This window comes from Devosia chinhatensis, assembly GCF_000969445.1.
Taxonomy (GTDB): Bacteria; Pseudomonadota; Alphaproteobacteria; order Rhizobiales; family Devosiaceae; genus Devosia; species Devosia chinhatensis.
Genome location: NZ_JZEY01000054.1, coordinates 1,750,881 through 1,777,611, shown reverse-complemented (window position 1 = coordinate 1,777,611; position 26,731 = coordinate 1,750,881). Strand labels below are relative to the sequence as shown.

Below are 26,731 nucleotides of genomic sequence, written 5' to 3'. Positions count from 1 at the left end.
ATGCTGGAATTTGTTATTTTGTTATCAACATCAGCAATGCTGACCTAGCGGTCACTTAATCTTTGATTTATATGCATTTTACTGCGGTACGCTAGTCACTCCGGAGCATTTGGGGACAGGCCAGGCCCAAATTTGGCATTGACGCATTTTCGAGATGATGTATTCGTTAGCCTAACATTGTGCAAACAACGCAGTTTGAAGCGTGCACGAACTTGGGAGGAGGAGCGTGTCATGTCTGGCCCCTCTGGCGCTGGCGAGGCTTCTGCCGTGACAGTGTCTGATACCGCTACACGTCAGCCGGAACCGGCAGCCATCGGCCTGGCCACGCAGCGCCAGCTGGTCTGGATGAAGTTTACCGAGCACAAGCTGGCGTTGATCAGCCTTTATGTCATCGGGCTCATCTATCTGGTCGGGGCGTTCTGCGAGTTCGTCGCGCCGCGCTCCCCGGACTATTACAATTCCGCCTATACGATGCTGGCGCCGCAGCCGCTCAAGCTGTTCTACACCGACGACGCCGGCAATACGCAGTTCGGCCTGCATGTCACCGGGTTCTCCTCCCAGCGCGATCCGGCAACATTGCGGCGCGTCTTCACCGCCGACGAGAGCGTGCGCATTCCGGTGGGTTTTTTCGTCGAGGGAGAGGCCTATCGGCTCTGGGGGCTGATCCCGATGAACCGGCACCTGATCGGGCCGGTCAATCCGGAAGATCCCTTCTATCTCATGGGCTCCGACCGTCTTGGGCGCGACGTCTTGAGCCGCACCGTCTATGGCACGCGGGTATCGACCTCGATCGGGCTGATCGGCGTGGCCATCAGCCTGGTGCTCGGCGTCATCCTTGGCGGCATTTCCGGTTATTTCGGCGGCGCCATCGACAATATCATCCAGCGCGTCATCGAGTTCATCATGTCGGTGCCGACCATTCCGCTCTGGATGGGGCTGGCCGCCGCCATTCCGGTCACCTGGTCGCCGGTGCTGGTCTATCTGATCATAACCATCATCATCTCGCTGATCGGCTGGACGTCGCTGGCGCGCGAAGTGCGTGGCCGGTTCATGAGCTGGCGCAACGAGCCCTTCGTGGTGGCGGCGCGGCTCGATGGCACCAGCCAGATGACCATTATCGGGCGCCATCTCGTCCCCGGCTTCGTCTCGCACATCATCGCGTCGGTGACCCTGGCAATCCCGGCCATGATCATCGCCGAGACCTCGCTTTCCTTCCTCGGCATCGGCCTGCGCCCGCCGGTGGTCAGCTGGGGCGTGCTGTTGCAGGAGGCGCAGAACATCCGCTCGCTGGCTGAAGCGCCCTGGCTGCTGCTGCCCGGCTTCCTTGTCATCATTACCGTGCTTTGCCTCAACTTCCTGGGCGATGGCTTGCGCGATGCTGCGGATCCCTATTCATGACCAGCGAGCCCCTTCTCTCGATCAAGGACCTCAAGGTGCAATTCGCGCTGCGCGAGGGCGTCATCCGTGCAGTCGACGGTGTCGATCTCGACGTCGAGGCCGGCAAGACGCTCTGCATCGTGGGTGAAAGCGGCTCGGGCAAGTCGATGATGGCCCGCTCCATGCTCCAGATCGTGTCTTCGCCCGGCCGGGTAACCGACGGTGAAATGATCTTCCGCCGCCCCGGCCAGGAGCCGGTGGATATCGCCAGGCTCGACCCGAAAGGCAAGCCGATCCGCGCCATTCGCGGCCGCGACATCGCCATGATCTTCCAGGAGCCGATGAATTCGCTCTCGCCCGTCCATAGCGTCGGCAGCCAGTTGATCGAAAAGATCCTGCTGCACCATCCCATCGGCAAGAAAGCGGCCATTGACCGGGCGATCGAGGCGCTGGACCGGGTCGGCATCCCCAACCCCAAAGAGCGCCTGCAAAACTATCCGTTCGAGCTCTCCGGCGGCATGCGTCAACGCGTGATGATCGCCATGGCTTTGGCCTGCCGCCCCGCCTTGCTGATTGCCGACGAACCGACAACGGCGCTCGACGTCACGACACAGGCCAACATTCTCGACCTCATCGCCGAGCTCCAGAAGGAATTCGGCATGGGCATGATCTTCATCACCCATGACCTGGGCGTGGTGGCCGAGATCGCCGACAGTGTGGCGGTGGTCTATCTGGGCCGGGTGGTGGAGCGGGGGAGTGCGGAGGACATCTTCTACAATCCGCAGCATCCCTATACGCAGGCATTGCTCTCTTCCATTCCAAAGCTCGGCGCGCGCCGGGCACGCGGCCAGCGCCTCCATGCCATCGAAGGCATGGTGCCTCATCCGCTCAACCGGCCTGCCGGCTGTCCGTTCAACACAAGATGTCCCGAGGCACGGGCCGGTCTCTGCGACGTCAAAGACCCGCGACATCTGGAGCTTGAGCCCGGTCACATCGTCGCCTGCCACATGCGCGACCCCGCCATCATCGAGGACCTGGAGGTGAGCGCATGACGTCCCCGGTGACTAATGGTGCCCTGCTGATGCGCGCGACGGACGTCAAGGTGCATTTCCCGATCAAGCGCGGCGTGCTCAAGCGCACGGTGGGGCATGTGAAGGCCGTCGATGGCATCAGCCTCGATATCCGTGCGGGCGAAACTCTCTCCATCGTCGGAGAAAGCGGTTGCGGCAAGACCACGTTCGGGCAGAGCCTCGTGCGCGTGCTCGAGCCGACCCACGGCACTATCGAATACTTCGGCAAGGGGGATGGCGCCGACATCGCGCATCTCAGCGAAACCGAATTGCGGCCCTATCGCTCCGATATCCGCATGATCTTCCAGGACCCCTTTGCCTCGCTCAACCCACGGCGACGGGTCATCGACATCATCGGAGAGTCGCTGCGCAATTTTGGCGCGCTCAGCGAAGCCGAGGTCAAGGATCGTGTCGCCAGGCTGCTGGCCAAGGTCGGGTTGCAATCGGAATATATGTCGCGCTTTCCATACGCCTTTTCCGGCGGCGAACGGCAGCGCATCGGCATCGCACGAGCGCTGGCTGTGCATCCGAAGCTCGTCGTTGCCGACGAATGCGTCTCGGCGCTCGACGTCTCGATCCAGGCGCAGACGCTCAACCTGATGCAGGATCTGCAGGAAGAGCTTGAGCTGACCTATGTGTTCATCAGCCATGACCTCAGCGTCGTCGAATATATCTCCGACCGTGTGGCGGTGATGTATGCCGGCCGGGTGGTCGAACTGGCCGAAACCGAGCCGCTTTTTGCCAGGCCGCGCCATCCCTATACGGCGGCGCTTCTGGCCTCGGTTCCTCGGCCCGATCCGAGGCTGGCCAAGACGCGCAAGCAAATGCGCCTGCGCGGTGAAGTCGCCGATCCATCCAATCGACCTCCGGGCTGCGCCTTTCATCCACGCTGTCCTTTCGCCACCGATCTCTGCCGCCAGGAGGACCCGCAATTGCGCGGTGTTGGCGCCAGTCAGGTCGCCTGCCACCACGCCGAACGTCTCGACCTAGAGGGAGTGAGCAAAGATGCTGCATGAACATGAACAGGGATCGGCCAGCACCGACACCAAGACCTGGTGGCAGCGTCCCTACCGCATGATCCAGACCAATCTGCGCCAGCCGGACGCGCTGGTGGACCAGAAGATGCTGGCCCGGCAGGTCAAGGATTTCGGCGCCGATGTGCTGCTCTATAATATCGGCGGCATCTTTGCGTTCTATCCGACCAGGCTCGAGCTGCACGCCGTCAATCCTTATATGAAAGGCGATGCGCTGGGCGATGCCATCGAGGCGGCGCATTCCGAAGGGTTGGCCCTGGTTGGACGGTTCGACATGTCCAAGGCCACCCGCATTGCCTATGAGGCGCATCCGGACTGGTTCGTTCACAATGCCAGGGGTGAAAGCCTTGAATATAACGGCACCTACCAGGCCTGCGTGAACGGGGGCTGGTATCAGGACTATGCGCTCCAGATCATCTCGGAATCGCTGGGCAAGTACGATGTCGACGGCGTGTTCTTCAACATGTTCGGCTACACGAACTTCAACTATTCGGGCGAGTATTTCGGCACCTGTGCCTGCGCCAATTGCCAGCGCCGTTTCCATGACATGTATGGCAAGGCGCTGCCGCTGAAGGAGGACTTTTCCGATCCTTCCTATGCCGACTATCTCGAGTTTAAGGATCGCACGGCCCTCGAGCTGCGCTCGAAGGTCTATAAACACATCAAGCAGGTTGCCCCCAAGGTCGCCATGACCGGCTATCGCGGCGACAGCGATCTCATCCGCATGGAAACGCAGCGTGCGCTCGAGCGGCCGCAGCCGGAATGGGCCTATCAGGCCGGCGAGCAGGCGCGATGGGGCAGGGCCTATGGGCGGGGCAAGACCATGTCCTCCACCTCCGCCAATTTCATCGACTATGCCTGGCGCTTCACCTCCGAAACCGGAGCTTACCAGCTCGCCCGCGCCGCCCAGCAGCTTGCCAATGGCGCCACGCTCGACTTCTACCTGCTCGGCGTCATGGATCAGGATGACAGAAAAGCTTTCCCGGACACCTCGCGCCTCTTCAAGTGGCACCGAGACAACGAGCAGAGCTACAAGGGCCTCTCGAGCGGCGCAAAGATCGCACTCTATTCCTCGCACAAGTCCGGCATGTATCGCGGCCGCACCGCCAGCCGCACGACCGCAGCCGACGCGTTTCGCGGCGCCTATCGCGCGCTGGTCGAGGCGCGGCTGCCCTTCGATTTCGTCTCCGACGAGATCGTCGATGAGGATGGGATCAAGGCGCTCGAGGCCTATGAGGCCATCGTCATGCCCAATATCACCTGCCTGTCCGATGCTGAAGCCAAGGCCATCGACACCTGGGTATCCAAGGGTGGCGTGCTGCTGGTGACGGGCGAAACCGGTTTTTACGACGCACGCGGCAACCGGCGCGAGAGAGTCGCCCTTGCCTCGGTCCCCGTCGAGGGCCTGCCCATGCAGCGCAAGAACATGAAGGGCTCCTATTTCCGCATTGCAGATGGCGAATTGCCGCTGCCCGGCGTGGGCCTTCTGATGCTGGACGAGGATTACTATGTCGCCACTCCCGCATCGGGTGCGGAGACTGTCCTGACCCTTCTGCCGCCGCAGCGTTTCGGCCCGCCCGAATTGTGCTTCCCCGATTTCGAGAGCACCCTGCCCGGTGCGCTGGTGGGCGCTCATGGTAAGGGCAAGGCCATCTACGCGCCCTGGCATGCCGACGCGCTCTATTACCGCGACAGCTTGCCCGATACCCGCGTCTTCCTGACCGATCTGATCCTGCGTCACATCGCGCCCGCACCGGTAAAGGTGAAGGGTCGGGGCTCGATCGAGCTCACCATCCAGCGCCAGCAGGCATCGGGCAATATCCTGGTCCACCTCGTCAATTTTGGTGGCCAGCGCAACAATCTCTATGAAGATGCGCCGGCTTTGCATGGCCTGCGCCTCGGCGTCCGCGGCGCCGGCGCTAATGGCAGGGCGCTGGTCTCGGGCCAGAGCGTAGCCGCAGAGGGCCCGGCGGACAGCGAGGGCTATGTGTGGTTCGACCTGCCGCCCGTCGAGGCCTTCGAGGCCGTCGAGTTCGCACCGGCCTGACCAGCAAACAAAGGACGAGTGGAAGCCAATTCCACCGCACCCAACCGACCCAAGGAGGAAAACGACATGTCTCTCAGCCGTTCACCGCTCCAGCGTTTCGCTGCGGGCACATTGGCAACCCTGCTCCTGTGCGGCACCGCGCTGGCGCAGGATTTTTCCGAAGCCCCGGTACTCGCCGAACAGGTGGAATCCGGCAATCTGCCCCCGGTCGCCGAACGCCTGCCGGCTGATCCCATGGTGGTCGAGCCGTTTGAGAGCGTCGGCCAATATGGCGGTACATGGCGGCTGACGATGAATTCGGCCAGCGACATTTCCACCTTGGTCCGCACCATCGGCTACGAGAATCTCACCCGCTGGGAAACCTGGCAGCCCGACCAGGTGCAGGAAGACATCGTTCCCAACGTCAAGCCGAACGTGGCCGAGAGCATCGAGATCGAGGACGAGGGTCGCGCCTATGTCTTCAAGCTGCGGGAGGGCATGAAATGGTCGGATGGCGCCCCGTTCACCGCCGATGACATCATGTTCTGGTACGAGGACGTGTTCCTCAATACCGAACTCTTTCCGTCCCAGCCGCGCTGGTCGACCCGCGCCGGGGGCCTGACGGTCGAAAAGATCGATGACCTGACCGTCCGCTTCAGCTTCCCCGAACCCAATGGCATGTTGCTCCAGCAATTCGCCATTCCGGCCAATGCCACCGAGCCCAATGTGCCGACGGCCTATCCGCGGCATTACCTCGAGCAGTTCCATCCGGACTTCAACGAGAATGCCGAGAGCGAGGCGCAGGCATCGGGGGCGCAGAACTGGGTCACCAATTTCCACGCCATGGCCGATGCCTGGCGCAATCCCAATGTGCCGCGCCTCAATCCCTGGATCGTGGAAGTCGGCATCGGACAGGGCGCCGGCACGCAGGTCATCGCCCAGCGCAATCCCTACTATTTCAAGGTCGATACCGAGGGGAACCAGCTTCCCTATATGGATCGCGTCACCGTCGACATCATTTCGGATAACCAGGTGACCCTGCTCAAGGCCGCCAATGGCGACTTCGACATGGTGGACTCCTATATCGGCTTCGTCACCACGCCGGAAAACCGCGGCACGTTCTTCGACAACCAGGAACGCGGCCAGTACGAATTTTACGAGGTGCTGCCCAACCGCGCCAATATGATGATCATTTCGCTCAACCTGACCCACAAGGATCCGGTCAAGCGCGAGATCTTCAACAACCTGCAGTTCCGCCAGGCCCTGTCCACCGCGATCGACCGCGAGGAAGTGATCGAGCTGGTCTGGCTGGGCCAGGGCCGTCCGTTCCAGACCGTCGAGCGCCCCGAATCTCCGCTCTTCGACGAGGAGATGGCGACCCAGTTCACCACCTTCGATATCGCGCTGGCCAACCAGATGCTCGACGAGGCCGGCTTCACCGAGAAGAATGGCGAAGGCTTCCGCCTCGGTCCCGACGGCAATCCGATCCAGATCACCATGGACATTTCGGTCCTGCGTCAGCCCTGGATCGACAGTGCCGAGCTGATCAAGGGCTATTGGCGCCAGGTTGGCATCGATCTTCTGATCAACACGTCCGATACCACCGCACTCAACCAGCGGGTGCGGGCCAATGACCATGATGCGGCCGTCTGGTCGGCTTCAGGTGGTGCCGACACGATCTTTGATCCGAAATATTATGTGCCATCCAGTCAGGACGCCTTCTACGCGACCACCTGGGGCCAGTGGTATGCCGGCCAGCCCAATCCGGAGGAGCCCCCGCAGGCGGTTCAGGAGCAGATGGCGCTCTATGACGAGATTTTCCAGACCGTCGACGTGCCCCGCCGTCTCGAGCTGATGCGCCAGATCATGCAGACCGCCAAGGAGCAGCTCTACACGATCGGCGTCATGCAGCCGACCACCGATTACGGGATCATCAACCGGCTGATGCGGAACGTGCCGCAGGTCCTCTTGGCCAGCACGCAATACACCCATCCCGGCTCCGCCAATCCGGAGCAGTTCTACTACGCCTCCGAATAACCTCCCCAACGCGCCTGCCTCTCCCGTGCCCCGGCATGGGGGAGGTGTCACGCAGGAGTTTGAGACATGGCCGCCTTCATCGCCCGCCGCTTTTTCTACATGCTGATCACGCTGGTCGCCATTTCGGTGATGACCTTCGTCATCATTCAGCTGCCCCCGGGCGACTTCGTCACCGCCATGGTGGCGCAGCTCAATCTGCAGGGCGTGACGGTCGAACCCGAAGCCATGGCCGCCATGCGCGCCCGCTACGGTCTCGACGATCCGATCTATGTCCAGTACTGGAAATGGATTTCCGCCATCATCTTTGCCGGCGATTTCGGCTATTCGCTGGAATGGCGTCGCCCGGTATCCGAGCTGCTCTGGAACCGGCTGGGCCTGACCTTCGCCCTCGCCTTCATCACTCTCCTCTTCATCTGGGCCATTTCCCTGCCCATCGGCATCTACAGCGCCGTCAAGAAGAACACGGTCGGCGACTACATCGTCACCATCATCGGCGTGCTCGGCCTCGCCATTCCCAATTTTCTCTTCGCCCTCGTGCTCATGTACGTTTCGTTCCGCTATTTCGGCACGGGCATCGGCGGCCTGTTCTCGCCCGAATACGAGAATGCGCCCTGGAGTTGGGGCAAGGTCCTCGATCTTGGCCAGCACCTCATCATCCCGACAATCGTGCTGGGCACGTCGGGCACAGCCGCGCTGATCCGTATCCTGCGCGCCAACCTGCTCGATGAACTGAGCAAGCCCTATGTCACGACAGCGCGCGCCTATGGCTTGTCCGAGCGCCGCCTGCTGCTCAAGTATCCGGTGCGGATTGCGCTTAATCCCTTCATCTCCACTGTCGGCTGGGTGTTGCCGACACTGGTGTCCGGCGCGACCATCACTGCCGTTGTGCTCAATCTGCCCATGACAGGCCCATTGCTGCTGCAGGCGTTGATCAGCCAGGACATGTACTTGGCTGGCAGCTTCATCATGATGCTGAGCGCGCTGACGGTCATCGGTACTTTGCTGTCCGACCTGCTCTTGGCCTGGCTCGACCCGCGCATCCGCTATTCGTGAAATTGCGGATAGGCGATCGCAGCTCCCGGGTGAAAACAATCGCAATGGAGCGGTCATCGCCGGCCTGTGCCGCGCTAAGAAATTCAAACTTGATGTTCATATAATGAACATTTACACCGGGCTATCGACAGTCTGTGTGGAATGTTCTCCCGATGAAAAAACTGCTCAATTCTCCCGGTAGCTATGTGGACGACGTCCTCAACGGGCTGGTCCTTGCTCACCCCGACATGGTCCTCGATGGCCAAAGCAAGCGCGTGGTGCGGCGTGCAGCAGGGGCCAGGGCGGGAAAAGTTGGCATTGCATCGGGCGGTGGCTCGGGCCATTTGCCGCTGTTCACCGGCTATGTCGGTCACGGACTTCTCGACACCTGCTCGATCGGCAATGTCTTTGAGGGGCCCAACCTCGCCTCCTGCATGGATGCAATCCAACTGGCGAATGGCGGTGCCGGGGTTCTGCTGCTTTTCGGAAATTACGGTGGCGACAAGATGAACTTCGCCATGGCGGCGGAAATGCTCGAAGACGAAGGCATCGTCACCCGCACGGTGCTCGGCACCGATGACATTGCCAGCGCTGGCCCTGATGAAGCCGCAAAGCGACGGGGCGTCGCCGGGCTGATCTACGCCTATAAGATTGCCGGCGCTGCTGCCGAGGCAGGCCATGATCTCGACACCGTGGCGCGTCTGGCGCAAAAGGCGGTCGACCACACCCGGACGATCGGCGTTGCCCTCAGCTCCTGCCAGGTGCCCGGTGCCGCAGCGCCCAATTTTCAGATTGCCAACGACGAAATCGAAATGGGCATGGGCATCCATGGAGAGCCTGGAATCTGGCGCGGCAAGCTCAAGCCTGCCGGCGAACTGGTCGAGGAAATGGTCGAACGGCTGCTCGTGGAATTGCCGGAGGTCGAGGGCAAGCGCGTATCGGTGCTGGTCAATGGACTGGGCGCGACCCCGCTCGATGAATTGTTCATTCTTTATGCCGAGGCGGCGCGGCGCCTTGAAGCAGCGGGCCTCACCATCGTCCAGCCGTTGGTCGGCAATTACGTGACATCGATGGAAATGGCTGGCACCTCAATCAGCCTCATCGCGCTTGATGACGAGCTGCAATCGCTTCTGGCCGCCCCGGCTGATTGCCCTTTCTGGAAGGTTTGACCATGTCCCTCACCAGCGGAACGCTTCGCGACGCGGTCGCCCGTATCGCATCCGACCTGCCAGGTCTTGAGCGTGAACTGAACGAAGCCGATAGCAGGCTCGGCGATGGCGATACCGGCGGGATGCTGGCGCGCGTCGTTCAGGCCATCAACGAAGCAGCGCCCGACAATGGCGATGATGTGGGGGCGACGCTTTCCGGCTATGCCCGTGCTACGGCCGGAGCCACAGGGTCCAGCCTGGGTACGCTCATCGCCACGGCGCTGATGACGGCCGCGCGCCAGACCAAGGGCCGCAGCGAAATTCCGTGGTCGGAACTCGGCGCCATGCTGGGCGATGCCCGCGACGCCATGCTGGCCCGTGGTGGCGCCAGCCTCGGGGACAAGACCGTGCTCGATGCGCTGGATGCGGTCGCCAAAACCATTGCCGGGCTCGATCAGGGGTCGGTTATCCACGCTGCTGCGCTGGTCGCGGCGCGTGCCGCTCTTGAGGAATTTAGGGATCGCCCCAATAAGATGGGTCGGGCGCGCATGTTCGCCGAGGCCTCTAGGGGCCTCGATGATCCGGGCATGCTTGCAATGGTCAGGGTGATCGAAGCAATCGGGAGATAGACGTGGCGGCAGAACCGAAAAGCATAGTGGAAACGGCGCGGACCGAGGCCACTGGCCAGATGCTGTCCTATTTCAAGATGATGGCCGTGCTGGAATGCTTTTCGCGCAGCGACAAGGCATTGACCGTCCTGCAGATTTCCAAGCGGATCAACCTGCCCCGGACCACGGTTCATCGCCTTGTCAGCACGCTCAAGACCCTGGGTCTGCTCGAGCAGGATCGAGACCGCGAGCGTTACCGGCTCGGGCTGAAGCTGTTCGAGCTGGGCAATACCGTGCTGGCCAACATGGACGTGCAGCGCGAAGCCATAGAGAGCATCAACACCCTTTCCAACAAGACGGGTCTATCGGTTCACCTGGGTGTCTTCGACGGCCACGGCATCATCATGGTCAGCCGTCATGATTCGCGCGGTCTGAACAACGTCATCACCCTCGAGAGCGCCGCTGCCCATTGCAGCGCCACGGGCAAGGCGGTCCTTGCGCATCAAAGCCCGACCGTTGTCGAGCGGGTGATCAGTCAGGGCCTCCAGGCCTTCACCCCCCATTCCATCACCGAGCCGGAGGTCTTGCGCGAGGAACTGCGCAAGACGCTGGCGCGCGGCTATTCCATCGATGACATGGAATACGAGGAATGGCGGCGCTGCGTGGCAGCGCCGATCTGGAATGCCAGCGGCAGGATTTTCGCCGCCATCAGCGTCACCGGCGACAAGGCGCGTTTCGATGACAAGACCATTCCCGAGTTTGCCGCACTGGTGAAGCAGCAGGCCCGGCTGATCTCGACACGGCTGGGCGGCGATCCCGACCTGCATGGAGAATGAGATCCAAAGACCCGCTTGACCGCGAACAATATGTCCATTAATCAGACATCGTGTCCGGTTAATGAGGAAGTCATGTCGTCCGCTCAGTTTTACGGTGTCATCCCCCCCACCACCACGCCCTTCAATGCCGAGGGCGAGATCCAGTATGATCAGTTGAAGGCCCAGATCGACTGGATGGTCTCTTCGGGCGTGCATGGTGTCTGTGTCGGCGGCTCTTCGGCAGAAGGCCATACGCTGGACGCAGACGAGTTGCAGAAGCTGCTCGAAACCTCTCAGGATGCTCTTGCAGGTCGCGTTCCGCTGATCGCCGGCATCATCATCAATTCCACCCGCCAGGCCGTCGAACGGTCCAAGCGGGCGCGCGAAGCCGGCTCGGTGGCGCTGCAGGTGACCCCGCCCCATTATGTGTTCCGTCCCTCCGATGATGCGCTGGTCGATCACTTCCGCGCCATTGCCGAAGAGAGCGGATTGCCTGTCCTCATCTATAATGTCGTGCCGTGGTGCTATCTGCCGCCGGCGCTGCTGAAGCGGATCATGAACGAAGTGCCCGGCGTCATCGGCGTTAAGCAGTCGAACGGCGATCTCAAGCTGACCGCCGACCTGCTGCTCGACCTGCCGGAAGGCAAGCTGGTCTTCACGGCGGTGGACGCGCTGCTCTATCCCAGCTTCGCGCTGGGTGTGCATGGCACGATCGCTGCCAATCCCGCTGCCGCGCCCAAGGCCGTGGTCAAGCTTTGGGACCTGGTCAAGGCCGGCAATCATGCCGAGGCCAAGACGCTGCATGCGGGCCTGCTGCGCTTCTGGAACGCCATCCTGACCGACAATCTGCCGGCCAACATCAAGTATGCCCAGTCGCTCCAGGGTGTGCCCTTTGCCTATCCGCGCGCACCGATGCAGGCGCCCGACGATGCCCGCAAGGCGCTCATCGCAGAAGCGCTTAAGGCCATTCCGCACTGAACCTCATACCCAATACTGCCTCCGCCATCGGCGGAGGCAGAGATTAAGACGTCAACAAAAGGGAGGATCCTTTGAACAAACTCTTCGCAACCGCCTTCGCCGCCTCGGCCCTTCTGGGCTCGGTCTCGACCATCGCCATGGCCCAGGAATGGCCGCAGCGTCCAGTGCAGCTGGTCGTGGTGGCCGGTGCCGGCGGCGGCTCGGACTACACCTTCCGCCTGCTGGCTGCAGAGCTCGAAGCCGCGCTCGGCCAGCCCTTCCCGGTGGTCAACCAGGCCCAGGCTTCGGGCATTGTCGGTTACACCGCCTATACGTCCGCCGCGCCCGATGGCTATACGCTCGGCCAGCTGTCGCCGATCGCCCAGTTCACGCTGCTCGGTCAGGCCGACTTCCAGCCCGAAAGCTTCACCGCGATCGCCCAGTTCAATGCCGACCCATCGGCTATTCATGTCTCGGCCGATTCCGAATATCAGGACCTGGGCGCGCTGATCGAGGCGATCAAGGCCGACCCCGCCGGCTTCAATATTTCCTGTGGCGGCACCTGCAATGCCAGCTGGGACATTCCCTTCGTCTCGATGCTGCTGGGTGAGGGCGTCGATGTCAGCCAGCTCAACCTGATCCCGGCCCAGGGCTCCGCATCGGCGCTGCAGGAACTGGCCTCGGGCGGTATCGACATCGTGCTGTGTTCCATGCCCGAAGTCACCGCGCTCAAGGATGCTGGCGTGGTCAAGACCATCGCCGTGATGAGCGAGCAGCGTGTCGCCATCGATGAAGAGGTCCCCACCGTGGCCGAGGCCATCGGCACGTCCTATGTCGGCGGCACCTGGCGCGGCATTGCCGGCCCGGCGGGCATGGACCCGGCGCTGGTGGCCCAGATCGAAGCCGCCATCGCCGATGCCATCGAGCAGGAGCGCTTCGTGACCGGCATGCAGGATCGCGGTTTCGGCATTTCCTACCTCAATCATGAAGACTTCACCGCCTTCCTCGCCGACCATTTCCGCGAGACCGACACCGTGCTCAAGGCATTGTCCGGCAACTAGGCGCAAAGCAGGGATTGCGAACACGGCAATCCGCTCGCCTTATGGATGGAATGCCGGCGACAGGGTGCGTCGGCATTCCCCTTTCGGCAACAAAGCTGAGCAAATCGCATGACTGATAGAATGCTTGGGCTGGGGTTTGCCGCCCTTGGCCTCGTTATCCTGGTGCTGTCCCTGCAATTGCCGGCGCCGATAGCGGCGACGCGCATCGACTATGGGCCGGGCTTCTTTCCCACCATATTGGGCGTGGTCATCGCGCTGAGCGGACTGGCCATGGTGGTCTTCAAGCCCGAGCCTGTCGATCCGCAGGATGAGGAAGAGCCCAGCGACAAGAATTACCTCCGTCCGGCCTTCGTCCTGGTCGCCGCGCTCGTCTATATCTTCTTCAGCCAGCAGATCGGCTTCCTGCTGCTCGCGCCCCCGATCCTCTTCAGCCTGCTCATGGTCGGGCGCGCCGCGCTTGTGCCCTCCGTGCTGATCAGCATCATCGGCTCGATCGTGGTCTATTTCCTGTTTGCCAAGCTGTTGCTTGTGCCGCTGCCGCTCGGCCTGCTCACTCCTCTGGGAGGCTATCTCTGATGGACAATATCCTCGCCGGCCTGACGCTGCTCTTTGACCCCTATGTGCTCATGGTCATGGTCGCCAGCGCGGCCTTCGGCCTCTTCATGGGCGCGCTTCCAGGACTTACCGCAACCATGGCCGTGGCGCTGCTCGTGCCCGTGACCTTCTACATGGAGCCTGTGCCCGCCATTGCCGCCATGGTGACGGCGTCTGCCATGGCCATGTTCTCGGGCGATATTCCGTCGGTCCTGCTGCGCATGCCCGGCACCCCGGCATCGGCGGCCTATACCAATGACGCGTTCTCCCTCACCAAGAAGGGGCAGGCCCATATCGCCATGGGCATCTGCCTGCTGACCTCGGCGATCGGCGGGCTGTTCGGCGCGCTGGTCCTCGCCACGCTCGCGCCCCCGCTGGCCAGCGTCGCGTTGCGCTTTTCCTCCTATGAGTATTTCTGGCTCTGCCTGCTTGGCCTCACCACTGCCGGCTTCATGATCCAGTCCTCGCGGGCGCGCGGCGTTATTTCGCTGGCTCTGGGGCTGTTCGTGGCAACCATCGGCATTGATCCGGTCAGCGGTGTGCCGCGCTTCACCTTTGGCAGCACCGCCCTGATCGGCGGCCTTTCGCTCGTGCCGGTCATGATCGGTCTCTTCGCCATTGCCGAAATCTTTCGCTTCTATGCCAAGCGCGTTCAGCCCATGAAGCTCGAACAGGCCGAAATCAAGGGCGTGTTCGAGGGGCAGGGCAAGATCCTCTGGCAGGAGCGTCGAGCGATCGCGCAGGGCAATGTGCTCGGCACCGTGCTCGGTATCCTGCCCGGCGCAGGCGCCGACATCGCCGCCTGGATTTCCTATTCGCTGGCCAAGCGCTTCTCGCGCAATCCGCAGGAATTCGGCCGCGGCTCCAAGGAAGGGCTTGCCGCTGCAGGCGCCGCCAATAATGCAGCAGTCAGCGGCGGCTTCATTCCATCGCTCGTATTTGGCATTCCCGGTGACGCCATCGCAGCCATCATCATCGGCGTGCTGTTCATGAAGGGGGTCAATCCGGGCCCGACCATCTTCCTCAACAACCCGGCAGTGGTTTATGCGATCTTCGGCATCTTCTTTCTCGCCAACCTTTTGATGATTCCACTGGGCTGGGTGGCCATCAAGCTGAGCCGGCTGATGCTGTCGGTGCGGCTCAACATCCTGATGCCGATCATCTTCATCTTCTGCATCGTCGGCGCCTTCGCGATGGAAAACACCATCACGGCCGTGGGCGTGGCGCTCGTTTTCGGCGTGGTCGGCTTTGTCATGGAAGCCAACCGCATCCCGCTGGCGCCGTTCGTGCTCGGCATCGTGCTCGGGCCGCTGCTGGAGCAGAATTTCCTCACGTCGATGATGAAGTCGAACGGCAATCCGATGACCTTCATCGATCGTCCCATTGCCGGCGCCCTGGCCGCGCTGACCCTCCTCATCTGGACCTGGCCTGTGCTGCGGCGCCTGCTGAAAGGGCGGCAGCATCAAACCGGCTGACAGGCCCTGACGATCGACCTGGATTTTGCGGGTGTAGCGAGAATCGCTGCGCCCGCTTCTCGTTTGGGGACATAGACGTTCTCATTTTGTCTCTTGACGCCATGGAAACAAAATGAGAACAAATGAGGCACGGAAAGTACACACAGGCCAATTGTCCCTCTCGTTGCGTCACCATCGAGAGCGTGAAATAAGGAGACAGCATTATGGCAGCTTCGCCGCTTCGCGTTGTAGAGGGTGGATCGATGGACAAGGACAAGGCGCTGGCAGCAGCGCTGAGCCAGATCGAGCGGAATTTCGGCAAGGGCTCTATCATGCGCCTGGGCGAAGCCTCCTCGATCGAGGTGGAATCGATCTCGACCGGGTCGCTGGGTCTCGATATCGCTCTGGGCATTGGTGGTCTGCCCAAGGGTCGTATCGTCGAAATCTTCGGGCCGGAAAGTTCGGGCAAGACCACGCTCGCTTTGCACGTGATCGCCGAAGCCCAGCGCAAGGGCGGCATCTGCGCCTTCGTGGACGCCGAACATGCCCTCGACCCGATCTATGCACGCAAGCTCGGCGTCAACGTCGATGACCTGCTGATCTCTCAGCCCGATGCCGGCGAGCAGGCCCTCGAGATCACCGATACGCTCGTGCGCTCCGGCGCCATCGACGTGCTGGTGGTCGATTCGGTTGCGGCGCTGACGCCGCGCGCCGAACTTGAAGGCGAAATGGGCGACAGCCTTCCCGGCCAGCAAGCGCGCCTTATGAGCCAGGCCATGCGCAAGCTGACCTCCTCGATTTCCAAGTCGAAGTGTCTCGTCATCTTCATCAACCAGATCCGCATGAAGATCGGTGTGATGTACGGCTCGCCCGAAACCACCACGGGCGGCAACGCTCTCAAGTTCTATGCCTCGGTTCGTCTCGATATCCGTCGCATCGGCGCCCTCAAGGACCGCGAGGAGATTGTCGGCAACCAGACGCGCGTCAAGGTGGTCAAGAACAAGCTTGCACCCCCGTTCCGTCAGGTCGAGTTCGACATCATGTATGGCGAAGGCATTTCCAAGACCGGCGAATTGCTGGACCTGGGCGTCAAGTCGGGCATCGTCGAAAAGTCCGGCGCATGGTTCTCCTGGGAAAGCCAGCGATTGGGGCAGGGGCGCGAAAATTCCCGCCAGTTTCTCAAGGACAATCCCGAGATCGCGGCCACTATCGAGCATGGCGTACGCGAAAGCTCCGGTCTTCTGGGCGAGGTGCTGCTGGTCGCCGGTGGGGAAGACGACAGCTCCAGCGACGAATAACCTCCGACTGTCCCATGCATGTCTTGGCCCCCGCTCGTCGGGGGCCTTTTTTGTTCCAGCTTCTGGACCTAACCTGGGTCAAGGCCGGAACGGCGCCGTCCTGGGAGGATTGAGCCCGCAGTCACCTCATCCCGGAGAAGGGCATGCGCGCGCTCAATATCATCACTCTCATCCTTATTATCGTGGGCGGGCTCAATTGGGGCCTGGTCGGTCTGTTCCAGTTCGATCTGGTCGCGGCGCTCTTTGGCGGCCAGGATGCGGCGCTGGCGCGTATTGTCTATGTGCTGGTGGGTGCATCGGCCGTGTGGCAGCTGGTGCCGCTCATGCGGTCTTTCTCTGATGGAGAGACCGCGGCACAGGGCCGCCGTCACTAGCACGATCAAGCCTCTGCGCTGCTTTGGCTCCCGGTCCCTCGTGACCGGGAGCTTTCTTTTGAGCAGTGCGTGGCGGGGCTCACGGAAAAAAGCGCCACGCGGCGGGTCTTGGTCCGGCCACAATGCTGGACATGTCGCCCATGGGCACGATAAAAAGCCGCGTTTTTCCTAACGGGCGCGCTCGCGCCCGCTCGCCATGAAAGCCTCTGCATGACCAGCGTAAACGATCTTCGCTCGAGCTTTACCGGTTACTTCGCGCGCAATGGCCATGAGGCCGTAGCGTCGAGCCCGCTCGTGCCGCGCAACGACCCGACGCTGATGTTCACCAATGCGGGCATGGTGCAGTTCAAGAACGTGTTTACGGGCGTCGAAAAGCGCCCCTATTCGACCGCCACCACGGCGCAGAAATGCGTGCGGGCAGGCGGCAAGCACAACGATCTCGACAATGTCGGCTTCACCGCACGGCATCATACTTTCTTCGAGATGCTCGGCAATTTCTCGTTCGGCGACTATTTCAAGGATCGCGCCATCGAACTGGCCTGGACCCTTCTCACCAAGGATTGGGGCCTGCCCAGGGAAAAGCTCATGGTCACCGTCTACGAGGACGATGACGAGGCCATGGAGCTCTGGAAAAAGATTGCCGGCCTTTCCGAGGATCGCATCGTGCGCCTGGGCGCCAAGTCCAATTTCTGGCAGATGGGCGATACCGGGCCCTGCGGTCCGTGCTCGGAAATCTTCTACGATCACGGCGATAAGGTCTGGGGTGGCCCTCCGGGCTCGCCCGACGAGGACGGCGACCGCTGGATCGAGATCTGGAATCTGGTCTTCATGCAGTTCGAGCAGCACGCCGATGGGTCGCGCACCGGTCTGCCGCGTCCCTCCATCGATACCGGCATGGGGCTCGAGCGTATCGCCGCCGTCATGCAGGGTGTGCACGACAATTACGATATCGACCTGTTCAAGGCGCTGATCGGCGCGGCGGCCAATGCCACCAATGCCGATGTCAACGGCCCGGGCAATCGCAGCCTGCGCGTCATTGCCGATCATCTGCGGTCCATGAGCTTCCTGATCGCCGAAGGCGTGCTGCCCTCCAACGAAGGGCGCGGCTATGTCCTGCGCCGCATCATGCGCCGCGCCATGCGCCATGCGACCCTGCTCGGTGCAAGTGAGCCGACCATCTACAAGCTGGTGCCGACGCTGGTGCGCGAAATGGGCCAGGCCTATCCCGAGCTGAGCCGGGGCGAGGCCATGATCACCGAGACGGTGCGCCTCGAGGAGGGCCGGTTCCTCAAGACGCTGGGCCGCGGTCTGCAGATTCTCGAAGCCGAAACCGCCGACCTTGGCGAAGGCGCGACGCTGGATGGCGCCACCGCCTTCAAGCTCTACGATACTTATGGCTTCCCGCTCGACCTGACCCAGGATGCGCTTCGCTCGCGTAACATTGCTGTCGATCAGGTCGGCTTCGATGCCGCCATGGCCCAGCAGAAGGCCGAGGCGCGCAAGAATTGGGCCGGTTCGGGCGAAGCGGGCACGGACACCGTGTGGTTCGGCCTGGCGGACAAGCTCGGGCCCACCGAATTCCTGGGCTATGAAACCGAAACCGCCGAGGGCGAAATCAAGGCGCTGCTCGTCGATGGCAAGGAAGTCGACACGCTCGCATCCGGCCAGGATGGCGTCGTCGTCGTCAACCAGACGCCCTTCTATGGCGAAAGCGGCGGTCAGGTCGGAGATACCGGCCTCATCAAGGCCGAGGGCGTCGTCGCCGAAGTGACCGATACCAACAAGTATCAGGGCGTGTTCGCCCATCGCGTCTCGGTCCGGGAAGGTGCGCTCAAGGTCGGCCAGCCGGTGGAGCTGGTCGTCGACCACCAGCGCCGCTCGGCCATCCGTGCCAATCACTCCGCGACCCACCTGCTGCATGAAGCGCTCCGCCTGGTGCTGGGTGACCACGTCGCGCAGAAGGGTTCGCTGGTCTCGGCAGATCGCCTGCGCTTCGACTTCGTGCACACCAAGCCGATGAGCCCCCAGGAAATGGCCGAGGTGGAGGATATCGCCAATGCCATCATCCTGCAGAACACCACGGTTGAGACGCGCCTGATGGGCGTCGAGGAAGCCAAGGAATCCGGTGCCCGCGCCCTGTTCGGCGAGAAGTACGGTGACGAGGTGCGCGTCGTGTCCATGGGCGAGCCCACCGGCAACGGCCTCGGCTGGTCAGTGGAATTGTGTGGCGGCACCCATGTGCGCCGCACCGGCGATATCGGCCTGGTTTCGGTGGTCGCCGAAGGCGCGGTCGCGGCGGGGGTGCGGCGCATTGAGGCGCTGACGGGCAATGCTGCGCGTCACCGCGGCAATGCCAGCACCAATATCGTGGCGTCGGCCGCCGGCATTCTCCGGTCGGGCACCCATGAGGTGCTGGAGCGCATCGAGGCGCTGCAGAGCCAGCTTAAGAGCGCTGAAAAGGCACTCTCCGATGCCCGCCAGAAGCTGGCCCTGGGCGGCGACAATGGGGCCGGCGCCGCATCCGAGACGGTCAATGGCGTCACCTTTGTCGGCCGCGTCGTCGAGGGCGTTGCAGCCAAGGATATCAAGTCGGTGGTCGATGCTGAAAAGAAGCGCATCGGCTCGGGCGTTGTGGTGATCGTTCTCAAGGGCGAAGACGGCAAGGGCACGGTGGCCATTGGCGTCACCGAGGACCTGACCGGCACTTATGCCGCCGGTACGCTGATCAAGTCGGCAACGGCGGCTCTGGGCGGACAGGGGGGCGGTGGCCGTCCCGACATGGCCCAGGGCGGCGGCCCCGATGGCAGCAAGGCCGACGAGGCGATTTCGGCCATCCGCGCGCTGATCTAAACGTCTTTCCGTGACCTGAAAAACCCCGCGTCGACGGCGCGGGGTTTCTTGCTGCCCTATTCGCCGATACGGAAGAAGAAAATGCGCGGCTTCCAGCGGATCGGCCGTTTCTCGCTCAGCACGTTGGCGAGGCCCGCGCCGACGACGATCAGCATGCCGACAATGGCGATCCAGTCGGGATATTCCCCGAAGAACAGCGCCCCGAACAGGATCGCCCAGATCAACTGGCTATATTGCACCGGCGCGATGAGGTTGGCCGGCGTCTGCTTGCTGGCCTGGATCAGCAGCAGACCGCCCATGCCGCCGAGCAGGCCGATGCCGAGCAGAATGGCCAATTGCTCGAATGTGGGCACGACGAAGGTGGGGATCATCAGGATGGCGTTGAAGATGCCCGAATAGAGCACCTGCAGCCCCACGAGGCTGGTGCGCCGTTCGCGCGGCGCCACATGGCGCAGGATTGTCGTCGTGATGGCCCCGAGAACTGCGCCGATCATCATGATGTAATGGCCGGTTTCCAGCTCCTTCATGCCCGGCCGGATCACCAGGATCACGCCGAGGAAACTGATCAGCAGCAGCGCCCAGCGATGGGCGGCGACATGCTCGCGCAAGAGCAGTACCGAGAGCAGCGTCACGAAAAGCGGCGTGGTGAAGCCGATGGCATAGACATCGGCGAAGGCGATATGGGTGAAGGCGTACATCACGCACGCCGTGCCGCAGATTGCCGAGGCGCAGCGCAGGTGCACCAGATAGGGGTGGCTGAGCTTGTACATGTCCCGCCACCGCTCGCCGCGCTTGGTCACCATGGCGGGGATGATCGAGAAGCTCGTGGTGAAGAACGCGATCTCGAAGACGGACAGCGCCGGGCCGGTGGCCTTGATCAGGGCGTCGGCCACCGAAAAGCTGGCATAGGCGATGAACGCAAGAAGGACGCCGATCGGCATGGCAAGATCCGCGAGGGGGAGGGAATCAGTCCCCAAGCTCTACCATACGAGACGGGCCGCGCATCCCACCTTGTTGGGTGGCAATAAAAAAGGTGCGGATCGCTCCGCACCTTTCTGATCCGAGAGCCAGTAAAGGCTTACGCCATGGCCTTCTGCAGGTTCTGGTCGATGGCGTCGAGGAAGCCAAGGGTCGAGAGCCACGGCTGATCGGGACCGACGAGCAGGGACAGATCCTTGGTCATCTTGCCTTCTTCGATCGTGTCGACGGTGACCTTTTCGAGCGTGGCGGCGAACTTTGCCAGCGCTTCGTTGTCGTCGAGCTTGGCGCGGTGGGCGAGGCCACGGGTCCAGGCAAAGATCGAGGCGGTGGAATTGGTCGAGGTTTCCTTGCCCTGCTGGTGCTGGCGATAATGGCGGGTCACGGTGCCGTGGGCGGCTTCGGCTTCCACGATCTTGCCATCTGGCGTGGCCAGAACCGAGGTCATCAGGCCCAGCGAGCCGAAGCCCTGTGCCACGATATCGGACTGCACGTCGCCGTCATAGTTCTTGCACGCCCAGACATAGCCGCCGCTCCACTTGAGAGCAGAGGCGACCATGTCGTCGATCAGGCGGTGTTCGTACCAGATCTTGGCTTCCTCGAACTTCTCCTTGAATTCGGCTTCGTAGATCTCCTGGAAGATATCCTTGAAGCGGCCGTCATAGGCCTTGAGGATGGTGTTCTTGGTGGAGAGATAGACCGGCACGCCGCGGGCCAGGCCGTAGTTGAAGCTCGAATAGGCGAAGTCGCGGATCGAATCGTCGAGATTGTACATGGCCATGGCCACGCCGGCGCCGGGGGCCTGGTAGACTTCGTGCTCGATGACCTGGCCATCTTCGCCGGTGAACTTGATCGAGAGCGTGCCCTTGCCGGGGAACAGGAAGTCGGTGGCGCGGTACTGGTCGCCGAAAGCGTGACGGCCGACGATGATCGGCTGGGTCCAGCCGGGGACGAGGCGCGGCACGTTCTTGCAGATGATCGGCTCGCGGAAGATCACGCCGCCCAGGATGTTGCGGATCGTGCCATTGGGCGACTTCCACATCTTCTTGAGCTTGAATTCCTCGACGCGCTGCTCATCGGGGGTGATGGTGGCGCATTTGATGCCGACGCCGTGCTTCTGAATGGCATGGGCGGCATCGACCGTGATCTGGTCGTTGGTAGCGTCGCGGCTTTCCACCGACAGATCGTAATATTCGATCGGCAGGTCGAGATAGGGATGGATGAGCTTGTCCTTGATCGCCTGCCAGATGATCCGGGTCATCTCATCGCCGTCGAGGTCCACGACCGGGTTGGCGACTTTGATCTTGCTCATCGAAAAACTCCCTTTGAAATCCGTCTGCGGCCTTTGGCCAGTTCGAGCGCCCGTATAGCATCGCTGCAAAAAAGCGCAAAGGCAGCCTCGGCAAGGGGGCTTGCCGGATGGCGGTCTGGCCGTTTCCAGCTATTTGGCTGGCAGGCTCCGCACGAAGGCGAGCGCACTTGTCAGCCAGCCTTCGAGCGCCGCGTCGTCCTCCAGGGCGTCGCCATCCACCACGACGAAGCCGCTCATCCGCCGTCCGGCCATGTCCATCGTTGCGGCGCCCGGCTGCTCGAGTGCTGCGGCCATGCCGTCCTTGCCCACGCGCACGATAAGCTGGCCCTCCCGGGTCGGGCAGACCAGCATATTGCCATCGACCATGAAGGCGATCCCGCCGAACATCTTTTGTTCCCGCACCAATAGGGCCGGCGGCAACACGCTGCGGATGCGCTCGGCGAGGGCGTCGCAGGCCATGCTCATGTGCTTTTGTCCGGGCGATAGGCATCGTGGCGGGGCAGGGCATCATCGACCAGATCCCATGCGCAATGGCTGCGCGCGAAGATCAGCTGGTTTGGTGCGAACCAGTCGTTCTGGCCAGCGAACAGGCCAACCGGCAGGATGCGGAAAGCCGGTGCCCGCGAGGATTGGGCATAGAGCGTGGTGCCGCATTCCGGGCAGAAGTGGCGTGTGAAGGTCGCTCCGGAATCGGCTGGCCGCGCAGTGCTTTTGGTGGCGCCCACAAGGCGCACGGCGTCATTGGGCAGCAGCACGACCGAAGAATGGCCGCTTCCCGAAACCTTCTGGCAGTTGAGGCAGGCGCACTGAAACATCGAGATGGCCGTGCCTATCGCGCTGAGGGTGACGGCGCCGCAATCGCAGCTGGCTTTGAGATCGAGATGGGGCATCGTGCTCATGGGCCAAGGCTGGCATGCCGAAAGCGCGTCCGCAAGGCGCGTGCTTGCCAATGCAGACGTCACAGACCAGACTGCCCTGCGAGAAAGGCAATGCCATGGCCCTGCGCCCCGCCTATCCCATCGTTACCGGACGCCTCAGGCTCCGGCCTTTTACGCGCGGCGATGTCGACGCGGTCTTTGCCTATCGCAGCCGCGCAGATGTTGCCCGCTTTCTGTTCGATCCGCCGCTCAGTCACGAGGAATGTACCCTGGCGGTGCAGCAGCGCACCTGTCAGCTGGCGCTGGAAGCGGATGGTGATCGCATCATCCTTGCCGTGGAAACCCTGGCCGATGGCGCCCTCGTCGGAGAAGTGTCGCTGACCTGGCGTTCCGTCGAAGCCCGGCAGGGCGAGATGGGGTGGATTTTCCACCCCGACCACCAGGGAAGGGGCTATGCCAGCGAGGCCTCGATGCGGCTGCTTGACCTCGCCTTCGGTGAGGCAGACCTGCACCGGGTCTATGCCCGCTGCGATGCGGCCAACACGCCCTCCTGGCGGCTCATGGAGCGGCTTGGCATGCGGCGCGAGGCCCATTTCCGCGATCATGGGTTTTCAAAAGGTCGCTGGGACGAGGAGTTCTACTACGCCATCCTGCGCAGGGAATGGCTTTCTCGCCGGGAATCGGGGCCTTCCGGCCTCCATTAAGGGCCTGGACCCCCAGCAAAAATTTCTGCGACATATCAGGAACTTCCAGCTGAGACCGGCGTTTCTGGAACAGGGCTTTCCACCATTCCGCCCGGAGTTCCTGACATGTCTAGTTTGCGCTTGCCGATCGAAACCAGCCACCTTGTCCTGCGTCCGTTCGAGCGGGCCGATTGTGACGCGGTGGCGCGCTATCACACCTTGCCTTCGGCACAGCGCTACGTTGACCGTCCGACCCGGTACCCCGAAGAAGTTTCTGCTGCGGTCGCCATCATGCGAAAGCAGGTCGAGTTGCATCGTCCCGGCGATATCCTGTCGTTGGCCATGGTGCGCAAAGGTGATCATGCCCTTGTGGGTCAGGTCAGCCTCAAATGGTCGGATGCGACCTCGGGTCAGGGCGAAGTGCGGTTTCTGATCGATCCGGCCCATAGCGGTCGCGGCTATCTGACCGAGGCCATCAGCGCCATGCTGGATCTGGCCTTTTCCCATTTCCGCGTGCATCGCGTCATGGTCCGCTGCGACGGTCGCAGCCACCATTCGATCAAGCTGATGCAGAAGCTCGGCATGCGCCTTGAAGCCCATTACCGCGAACATGCTCTGTTCCAGGGTGAATGGGACGAGGAACTGCACTTCGCCATGCTGGATCGCGAATGGAAGCGCGACAGCAAGGTTCTAGACCTCCCCCTGCGCGATCGCGTCGCCTGATGGGCGGCGTGGCTCCGTCACCAGACTGAACCGGCGATTGTCGAAATACTTTCGCTTGCCGACCGGGCAATGTATGAGGCCAGGCGCGCGGGCCGCAATCGGGTATAATCCCGGCATCTGCCCGCCTGACCATCAGAAGGGCAGCAGCATGGCCGGCACGGATCGTTCCCAGGAAACCAGTTTCAAGGCGTGTCCCGCCATCATTCTGTGCGAGCCGCAGCTGGGTGAAAATATCGGTTCGGCGGCGCGGGCCATGGCCAATTTTGGTCTGTGGGACCTGCGTCTCGTGCGCCCGCGCGATGGCTGGCCCAATGAAAAGGCGGTCGCCGCTGCGTCGCGGGCGGATCATGTGCTCGACCGGGTACGTGTCTTTGAAACCCTCGAAGCGGCAATGGCCGACCTCACTTTGGTCTATGCGACCACTGCGCGCTCGCGCGACATGCAGAAGGAAGTGCTCGGCCCCGAAGAGGCGTCCGCCAATATGGCGGCCCATATTGCCGACGGAAAAGGCGTGGGCCTGCTGTTCGGGCGCGAGCGCTGGGGTCTGCTGAACGACGAAGTGGCGATGGCCGACGCCATCGTCACTCTGCCGGTGGAGCCGGCCTTTGCCTCGCTCAATATTGCCCAGGCCGTGCTGCTCATGTCCTATGAATGGCGGCGCACCAGCGCAGAGGGTAGGGCGCTGCCGTTTTCCGACGGGCTCGACGAGGCGGCGCCGCGCACGGAACTGGTGGGGCTGTTCGAGCATCTCGAAGGCGTGCTCGATCAGACCGGCTTTTTCACGACGCCCGACAAGCGGCCGAGCATGGTCAACAATCTGCGGACCGCATTGACCCGTGGCCGGTTCACCAGCCAGGAAATCCGCACGCTGCGCGGGGTGATTTCCTCGATCGACCGGCGCCACGAGCGGCCCAATCCCAATCGGCAGAAAAAGGTCGAGGAATAAACCCCGTCCGCCTTTCTGCGTCACCGAACGGTTTGCCCGGTTTCCGACTTTGACCGATCATCGCCGAAATGCGATGGCTGATCCATGAGCACGCCCGCAGCCGAACCGTCAAAATACGCCTTCCATTATCGCGGTTTCCGCTTTTTCTGGCTGACGACGCTCTTCGTCAGCTTCGCGGTGCAGATCATGGCGGTGTCCGTGGCCTGGCAGGTTTATGACGTCACCGGCAATGCTTTCCTGCTCGGCGTCGTGGGGCTGTGTCTCTTTGCGCCGGCTCTGCTGCTGATCCTGGTCACCGGGCTCACCGCCGACCGCTTCAGCCGCCGTGGCATCATGCGCATCTGTCTTTTGGTCGAAGCCGCCTGTGCAATTGGCTTCTTCCTCCTCGCCAATGCCGATGCCGACCAGATCTGGCCCATCTTCGCCATTCTGTTCCTTCTGGGTACGGCACGGGCGTTCTGGGGGCCGGCAGCGCAATCGCTCGCGCCCAATATCGTGCCGCCCCAGGCGCTGGCCAATGCCATCACCGCCAATGCCTCGGCTTGGCAATTCGCTTCGATCATGGGCCCGGCGGCCGGTGGGCTGCTTTATGGCCTCTCGCCCGAAATCGCCTTCGGCACCGCGGCCGCGCTGATCCTTTTCGCCGTGCTCATGGTCTCGCTCATTCCCCGCCCGGCGCAGATTCGCGACACGCAGGCCAAGAGCCTCGAAACCCTGCTCGGCGGGTTCCGCTATATCTTTTCCAATCGCGTGGTATTGGGCGCCATGTCGCTCGACATGTTCGCCGTCATGGCCGGTGGTGCCGTGGCGCTCATGCCCATCTATGCCAAGGATATTCTCCAGGCCGGCCCCGAGGAGCTGGGCCTGCTGCGCGCTGCGCCGGGCATCGGGGCGCTGGTCATGGCCCTCTGGCTCATGCGCCATCCGGTGCGCGACCATGCGGGCAAACTCTTGTTCGTCTTCGTGGGTCTGTTCGGTGTCTTCACCATCGTCTTCGGCCTTTCCACCAATGTATGGCTCTCCATGGCCGCGCTGGCGCTGGTCGGTGCGGCCGACATGGTCAGCGTGACCATCCGCGAAACCATCATGCAGCTCTGGACGCCCGAGGCGGTGCGCGGACGCGTCAATGCGGTCAATTCCGTCTTCATCGGCGCGTCCAACGAATTGGGCGATTTCCGCGCCGGGACAGTGGCCCACCTTTTCGGCCCGGTACCCGCTGCGGTGATGGGCGGCATAGGGGCGGTCGTGATAGCCGTGGCCTGGGCCGGGCTCTTCCCGCAATTGCGCGACCAGCGCAGCCTCGACAAGCGCATGGCCTAGGGGATCGGCGGGGGCAGCACTTGACTCGCCCCCTCTGCCCCTCTAAGACGCGCCCACCTATTCCGGCCTTCGGGCCCATAGGCGCACCCGGGATTCTCTGTTGGGAGTCTGTCGGTCCTGTCGCAAGGCAGGGCAGAGGAGGGCGCGATCCATTCA

General features: G+C 62.4%; 24 protein-coding genes. 20 read left to right on the top strand and 4 right to left on the bottom strand.

The window, feature by feature from the left end:
* The first annotated feature begins 273 nt into the window (after positions 1-273).
* From VE26_RS08655 to alaS, 16 genes are all read left to right on the top strand, one after another.
* Positions 274-1,398, top strand: a complete 1,125-nt coding sequence (locus VE26_RS08655; protein ID WP_046105181.1) for an ABC transporter permease — start codon at positions 274-276, stop codon at positions 1,396-1,398.
* Positions 1,395-2,429, top strand: coding sequence for an ABC transporter ATP-binding protein (locus tag VE26_RS08650; RefSeq protein WP_046104574.1), 1,035 nt, complete (start codon positions 1,395-1,397; stop codon positions 2,427-2,429). Before VE26_RS08655 ends, VE26_RS08650 begins: the two co-directional genes overlap by 4 nt.
* Positions 2,426-3,463 (top strand): ABC transporter ATP-binding protein, encoded by a 1,038-nt coding sequence (locus VE26_RS08645; RefSeq protein WP_046104573.1) that lies wholly within the window; start codon positions 2,426-2,428, stop codon positions 3,461-3,463. The genes VE26_RS08650 and VE26_RS08645 overlap by 4 nt, the downstream gene beginning before the upstream one ends.
* Positions 3,453-5,528 (top strand): alpha-amylase family protein, encoded by a 2,076-nt coding sequence (locus VE26_RS08640; RefSeq protein WP_046104572.1) that lies wholly within the window; start codon positions 3,453-3,455, stop codon positions 5,526-5,528. The genes VE26_RS08645 and VE26_RS08640 overlap by 11 nt, the downstream gene beginning before the upstream one ends.
* 66 nt (positions 5,529-5,594) lie before the next feature.
* Positions 5,595-7,544: an ABC transporter substrate-binding protein gene (locus tag VE26_RS08635; RefSeq protein WP_152658768.1), complete on the top strand. Its 1,950-nt coding sequence runs from the start codon at positions 5,595-5,597 to the stop codon at positions 7,542-7,544.
* Positions 7,545-7,610: 66 nt separating this feature from the next.
* Positions 7,611-8,597 (top strand): ABC transporter permease, encoded by a 987-nt coding sequence (locus VE26_RS08630; protein ID WP_046104571.1) that lies wholly within the window; start codon positions 7,611-7,613, stop codon positions 8,595-8,597.
* Between the two features lie 152 nt (positions 8,598-8,749).
* Positions 8,750-9,745 carry a dihydroxyacetone kinase subunit DhaK gene (locus VE26_RS08625; RefSeq protein WP_046104570.1) on the top strand — a complete coding sequence of 332 codons (996 nt, stop codon included), beginning with the start codon at positions 8,750-8,752 and terminating at the stop codon, positions 9,743-9,745.
* A gap of 2 nt (positions 9,746-9,747) precedes the next feature.
* On the top strand, positions 9,748-10,353 hold the full coding sequence (locus tag VE26_RS08620) for a dihydroxyacetone kinase subunit L (protein ID WP_046104569.1): 606 nt from the start codon (positions 9,748-9,750) through the stop codon (positions 10,351-10,353).
* A 2-nt stretch (positions 10,354-10,355) separates the two neighbouring features.
* Positions 10,356-11,168, top strand: coding sequence for an IclR family transcriptional regulator (locus VE26_RS08615; RefSeq protein WP_052715767.1), 813 nt, complete (start codon positions 10,356-10,358; stop codon positions 11,166-11,168).
* A 72-nt stretch (positions 11,169-11,240) separates the two neighbouring features.
* Positions 11,241-12,125: a dihydrodipicolinate synthase family protein gene (locus VE26_RS08610; protein ID WP_046104568.1), complete on the top strand. Its 885-nt coding sequence runs from the start codon at positions 11,241-11,243 to the stop codon at positions 12,123-12,125.
* 71 nt (positions 12,126-12,196) lie between these two features.
* The gene (locus VE26_RS08605) at positions 12,197-13,165 is read left to right on the top strand and encodes a Bug family tripartite tricarboxylate transporter substrate binding protein (protein WP_046104567.1); all 969 of its coding nucleotides are present in this window, start codon (positions 12,197-12,199) and stop codon (positions 13,163-13,165) included.
* 108 nt (positions 13,166-13,273) lie between these two features.
* The gene (locus VE26_RS17105; protein WP_084620146.1) at positions 13,274-13,741 is read left to right on the top strand and encodes a tripartite tricarboxylate transporter TctB family protein; all 468 of its coding nucleotides are present in this window, start codon (positions 13,274-13,276) and stop codon (positions 13,739-13,741) included.
* Positions 13,741-15,234: a tripartite tricarboxylate transporter permease gene (locus tag VE26_RS08595; RefSeq protein ID WP_046104566.1), complete on the top strand. Its 1,494-nt coding sequence runs from the start codon at positions 13,741-13,743 to the stop codon at positions 15,232-15,234. The genes VE26_RS17105 and VE26_RS08595 overlap by 1 nt, the downstream gene beginning before the upstream one ends.
* Positions 15,235-15,437: 203 nt before the next feature.
* Entirely contained in the window at positions 15,438-16,511 is a 1,074-nt protein-coding gene (recA, locus tag VE26_RS08590) for a recombinase RecA (protein ID WP_046104565.1), read from the top strand.
* A gap of 143 nt (positions 16,512-16,654) precedes the next feature.
* Positions 16,655-16,885 (top strand): DUF378 domain-containing protein, encoded by a 231-nt coding sequence (locus tag VE26_RS08585; RefSeq protein ID WP_046104564.1) that lies wholly within the window; start codon positions 16,655-16,657, stop codon positions 16,883-16,885.
* 210 nt (positions 16,886-17,095) lie between these two features.
* Positions 17,096-19,735: an alanine--tRNA ligase gene (gene alaS / locus VE26_RS08580; protein ID WP_046104563.1), complete on the top strand. Its 2,640-nt coding sequence runs from the start codon at positions 17,096-17,098 to the stop codon at positions 19,733-19,735.
* A 56-nt stretch (positions 19,736-19,791) separates the two neighbouring features.
* Here the strand turns inward: alaS and VE26_RS08575 are convergent, their stop codons facing one another.
* The 4 genes from VE26_RS08575 to VE26_RS08560 form a co-directional block, all read right to left on the bottom strand.
* Positions 19,792-20,676 (bottom strand): DMT family transporter, encoded by an 885-nt coding sequence (locus VE26_RS08575; RefSeq protein ID WP_046104562.1) that lies wholly within the window; start codon positions 20,674-20,676, stop codon positions 19,792-19,794.
* 137 nt (positions 20,677-20,813) lie between these two features.
* Positions 20,814-22,025 carry an NADP-dependent isocitrate dehydrogenase gene (locus VE26_RS08570; RefSeq protein ID WP_046104561.1) on the bottom strand — a complete coding sequence of 404 codons (1,212 nt, stop codon included), beginning with the start codon at positions 22,023-22,025 and terminating at the stop codon, positions 20,814-20,816.
* A gap of 129 nt (positions 22,026-22,154) precedes the next feature.
* Positions 22,155-22,490 (bottom strand): TfoX/Sxy family protein, encoded by a 336-nt coding sequence (locus tag VE26_RS08565; protein ID WP_200897218.1) that lies wholly within the window; start codon positions 22,488-22,490, stop codon positions 22,155-22,157.
* The gene (locus VE26_RS08560; RefSeq protein ID WP_052715765.1) at positions 22,487-22,924 is read right to left on the bottom strand and encodes a GFA family protein; all 438 of its coding nucleotides are present in this window, start codon (positions 22,922-22,924) and stop codon (positions 22,487-22,489) included. Before VE26_RS08560 ends, VE26_RS08565 begins: the two co-directional genes overlap by 4 nt.
* Before the next feature lie 95 nt (positions 22,925-23,019).
* Here VE26_RS08560 and VE26_RS08555 point away from each other — a divergent pair, with 95 nt between their 5' ends.
* From VE26_RS08555 to VE26_RS08540, 4 genes are all read left to right on the top strand, one after another.
* Positions 23,020-23,607 carry a GNAT family N-acetyltransferase gene (locus VE26_RS08555; protein WP_046105176.1) on the top strand — a complete coding sequence of 196 codons (588 nt, stop codon included), beginning with the start codon at positions 23,020-23,022 and terminating at the stop codon, positions 23,605-23,607.
* Between the two features lie 105 nt (positions 23,608-23,712).
* Positions 23,713-24,309 (top strand): GNAT family N-acetyltransferase, encoded by a 597-nt coding sequence (locus tag VE26_RS08550; protein WP_046104559.1) that lies wholly within the window; start codon positions 23,713-23,715, stop codon positions 24,307-24,309.
* A 148-nt stretch (positions 24,310-24,457) separates the two neighbouring features.
* Positions 24,458-25,255, top strand: a complete 798-nt coding sequence (locus VE26_RS08545; RefSeq protein WP_046105175.1) for an RNA methyltransferase — start codon at positions 24,458-24,460, stop codon at positions 25,253-25,255.
* An 84-nt stretch (positions 25,256-25,339) separates the two neighbouring features.
* Entirely contained in the window at positions 25,340-26,575 is a 1,236-nt protein-coding gene (locus VE26_RS08540; protein ID WP_046104558.1) for an MFS transporter, read from the top strand.
* The last annotated feature ends 156 nt before the right edge of the window (positions 26,576-26,731 follow it).

Bases quoted from the DNA above. Each gene is read 5' to 3' on its own strand.
- VE26_RS08650 (WP_046104574.1), top strand. From the start codon at position 1,395: ATGACCAGCGAGCCCCTTCTCTCGATCAAGGACCTCAAGGTGCAATTC.
- VE26_RS08645 (WP_046104573.1), top strand. From the start codon at position 2,426: ATGACGTCCCCGGTGACTAATGGTGCCCTGCTGATGCGCGCGACGGAC.
- VE26_RS08640 (WP_046104572.1), top strand. From the start codon at position 3,453: ATGCTGCATGAACATGAACAGGGATCGGCCAGCACCGACACCAAGACC.
- VE26_RS08635 (WP_152658768.1), top strand. From the start codon at position 5,595: ATGTCTCTCAGCCGTTCACCGCTCCAGCGTTTCGCTGCGGGCACATTG.
- VE26_RS08630 (WP_046104571.1), top strand. From the start codon at position 7,611: ATGGCCGCCTTCATCGCCCGCCGCTTTTTCTACATGCTGATCACGCTG.
- VE26_RS08625 (WP_046104570.1), top strand. From the start codon at position 8,750: ATGAAAAAACTGCTCAATTCTCCCGGTAGCTATGTGGACGACGTCCTC.
- VE26_RS08620 (WP_046104569.1), top strand. From the start codon at position 9,748: ATGTCCCTCACCAGCGGAACGCTTCGCGACGCGGTCGCCCGTATCGCA.
- VE26_RS08610 (WP_046104568.1), top strand. From the start codon at position 11,241: ATGTCGTCCGCTCAGTTTTACGGTGTCATCCCCCCCACCACCACGCCC.
- VE26_RS17105 (WP_084620146.1), top strand. From the start codon at position 13,274: ATGACTGATAGAATGCTTGGGCTGGGGTTTGCCGCCCTTGGCCTCGTT.
- VE26_RS08595 (WP_046104566.1), top strand. From the start codon at position 13,741: ATGGACAATATCCTCGCCGGCCTGACGCTGCTCTTTGACCCCTATGTG.
- recA (WP_046104565.1), top strand. From the start codon at position 15,438: ATGGCAGCTTCGCCGCTTCGCGTTGTAGAGGGTGGATCGATGGACAAG.
- VE26_RS08585 (WP_046104564.1), top strand. From the start codon at position 16,655: ATGCGCGCGCTCAATATCATCACTCTCATCCTTATTATCGTGGGCGGG.
- alaS (WP_046104563.1), top strand. From the start codon at position 17,096: ATGACCAGCGTAAACGATCTTCGCTCGAGCTTTACCGGTTACTTCGCG.
- VE26_RS08575 (WP_046104562.1), bottom strand. From the start codon at position 20,676: ATGCCGATCGGCGTCCTTCTTGCGTTCATCGCCTATGCCAGCTTTTCG.
- VE26_RS08570 (WP_046104561.1), bottom strand. From the start codon at position 22,025: ATGAGCAAGATCAAAGTCGCCAACCCGGTCGTGGACCTCGACGGCGAT.
- VE26_RS08565 (WP_200897218.1), bottom strand. From the start codon at position 22,490: ATGAGCATGGCCTGCGACGCCCTCGCCGAGCGCATCCGCAGCGTGTTG.
- VE26_RS08560 (WP_052715765.1), bottom strand. From the start codon at position 22,924: ATGAGCACGATGCCCCATCTCGATCTCAAAGCCAGCTGCGATTGCGGC.
- VE26_RS08555 (WP_046105176.1), top strand. From the start codon at position 23,020: ATGGCCCTGCGCCCCGCCTATCCCATCGTTACCGGACGCCTCAGGCTC.
- VE26_RS08550 (WP_046104559.1), top strand. From the start codon at position 23,713: ATGTCTAGTTTGCGCTTGCCGATCGAAACCAGCCACCTTGTCCTGCGT.
- VE26_RS08545 (WP_046105175.1), top strand. From the start codon at position 24,458: ATGGCCGGCACGGATCGTTCCCAGGAAACCAGTTTCAAGGCGTGTCCC.
- VE26_RS08540 (WP_046104558.1), top strand. From the start codon at position 25,340: ATGAGCACGCCCGCAGCCGAACCGTCAAAATACGCCTTCCATTATCGC.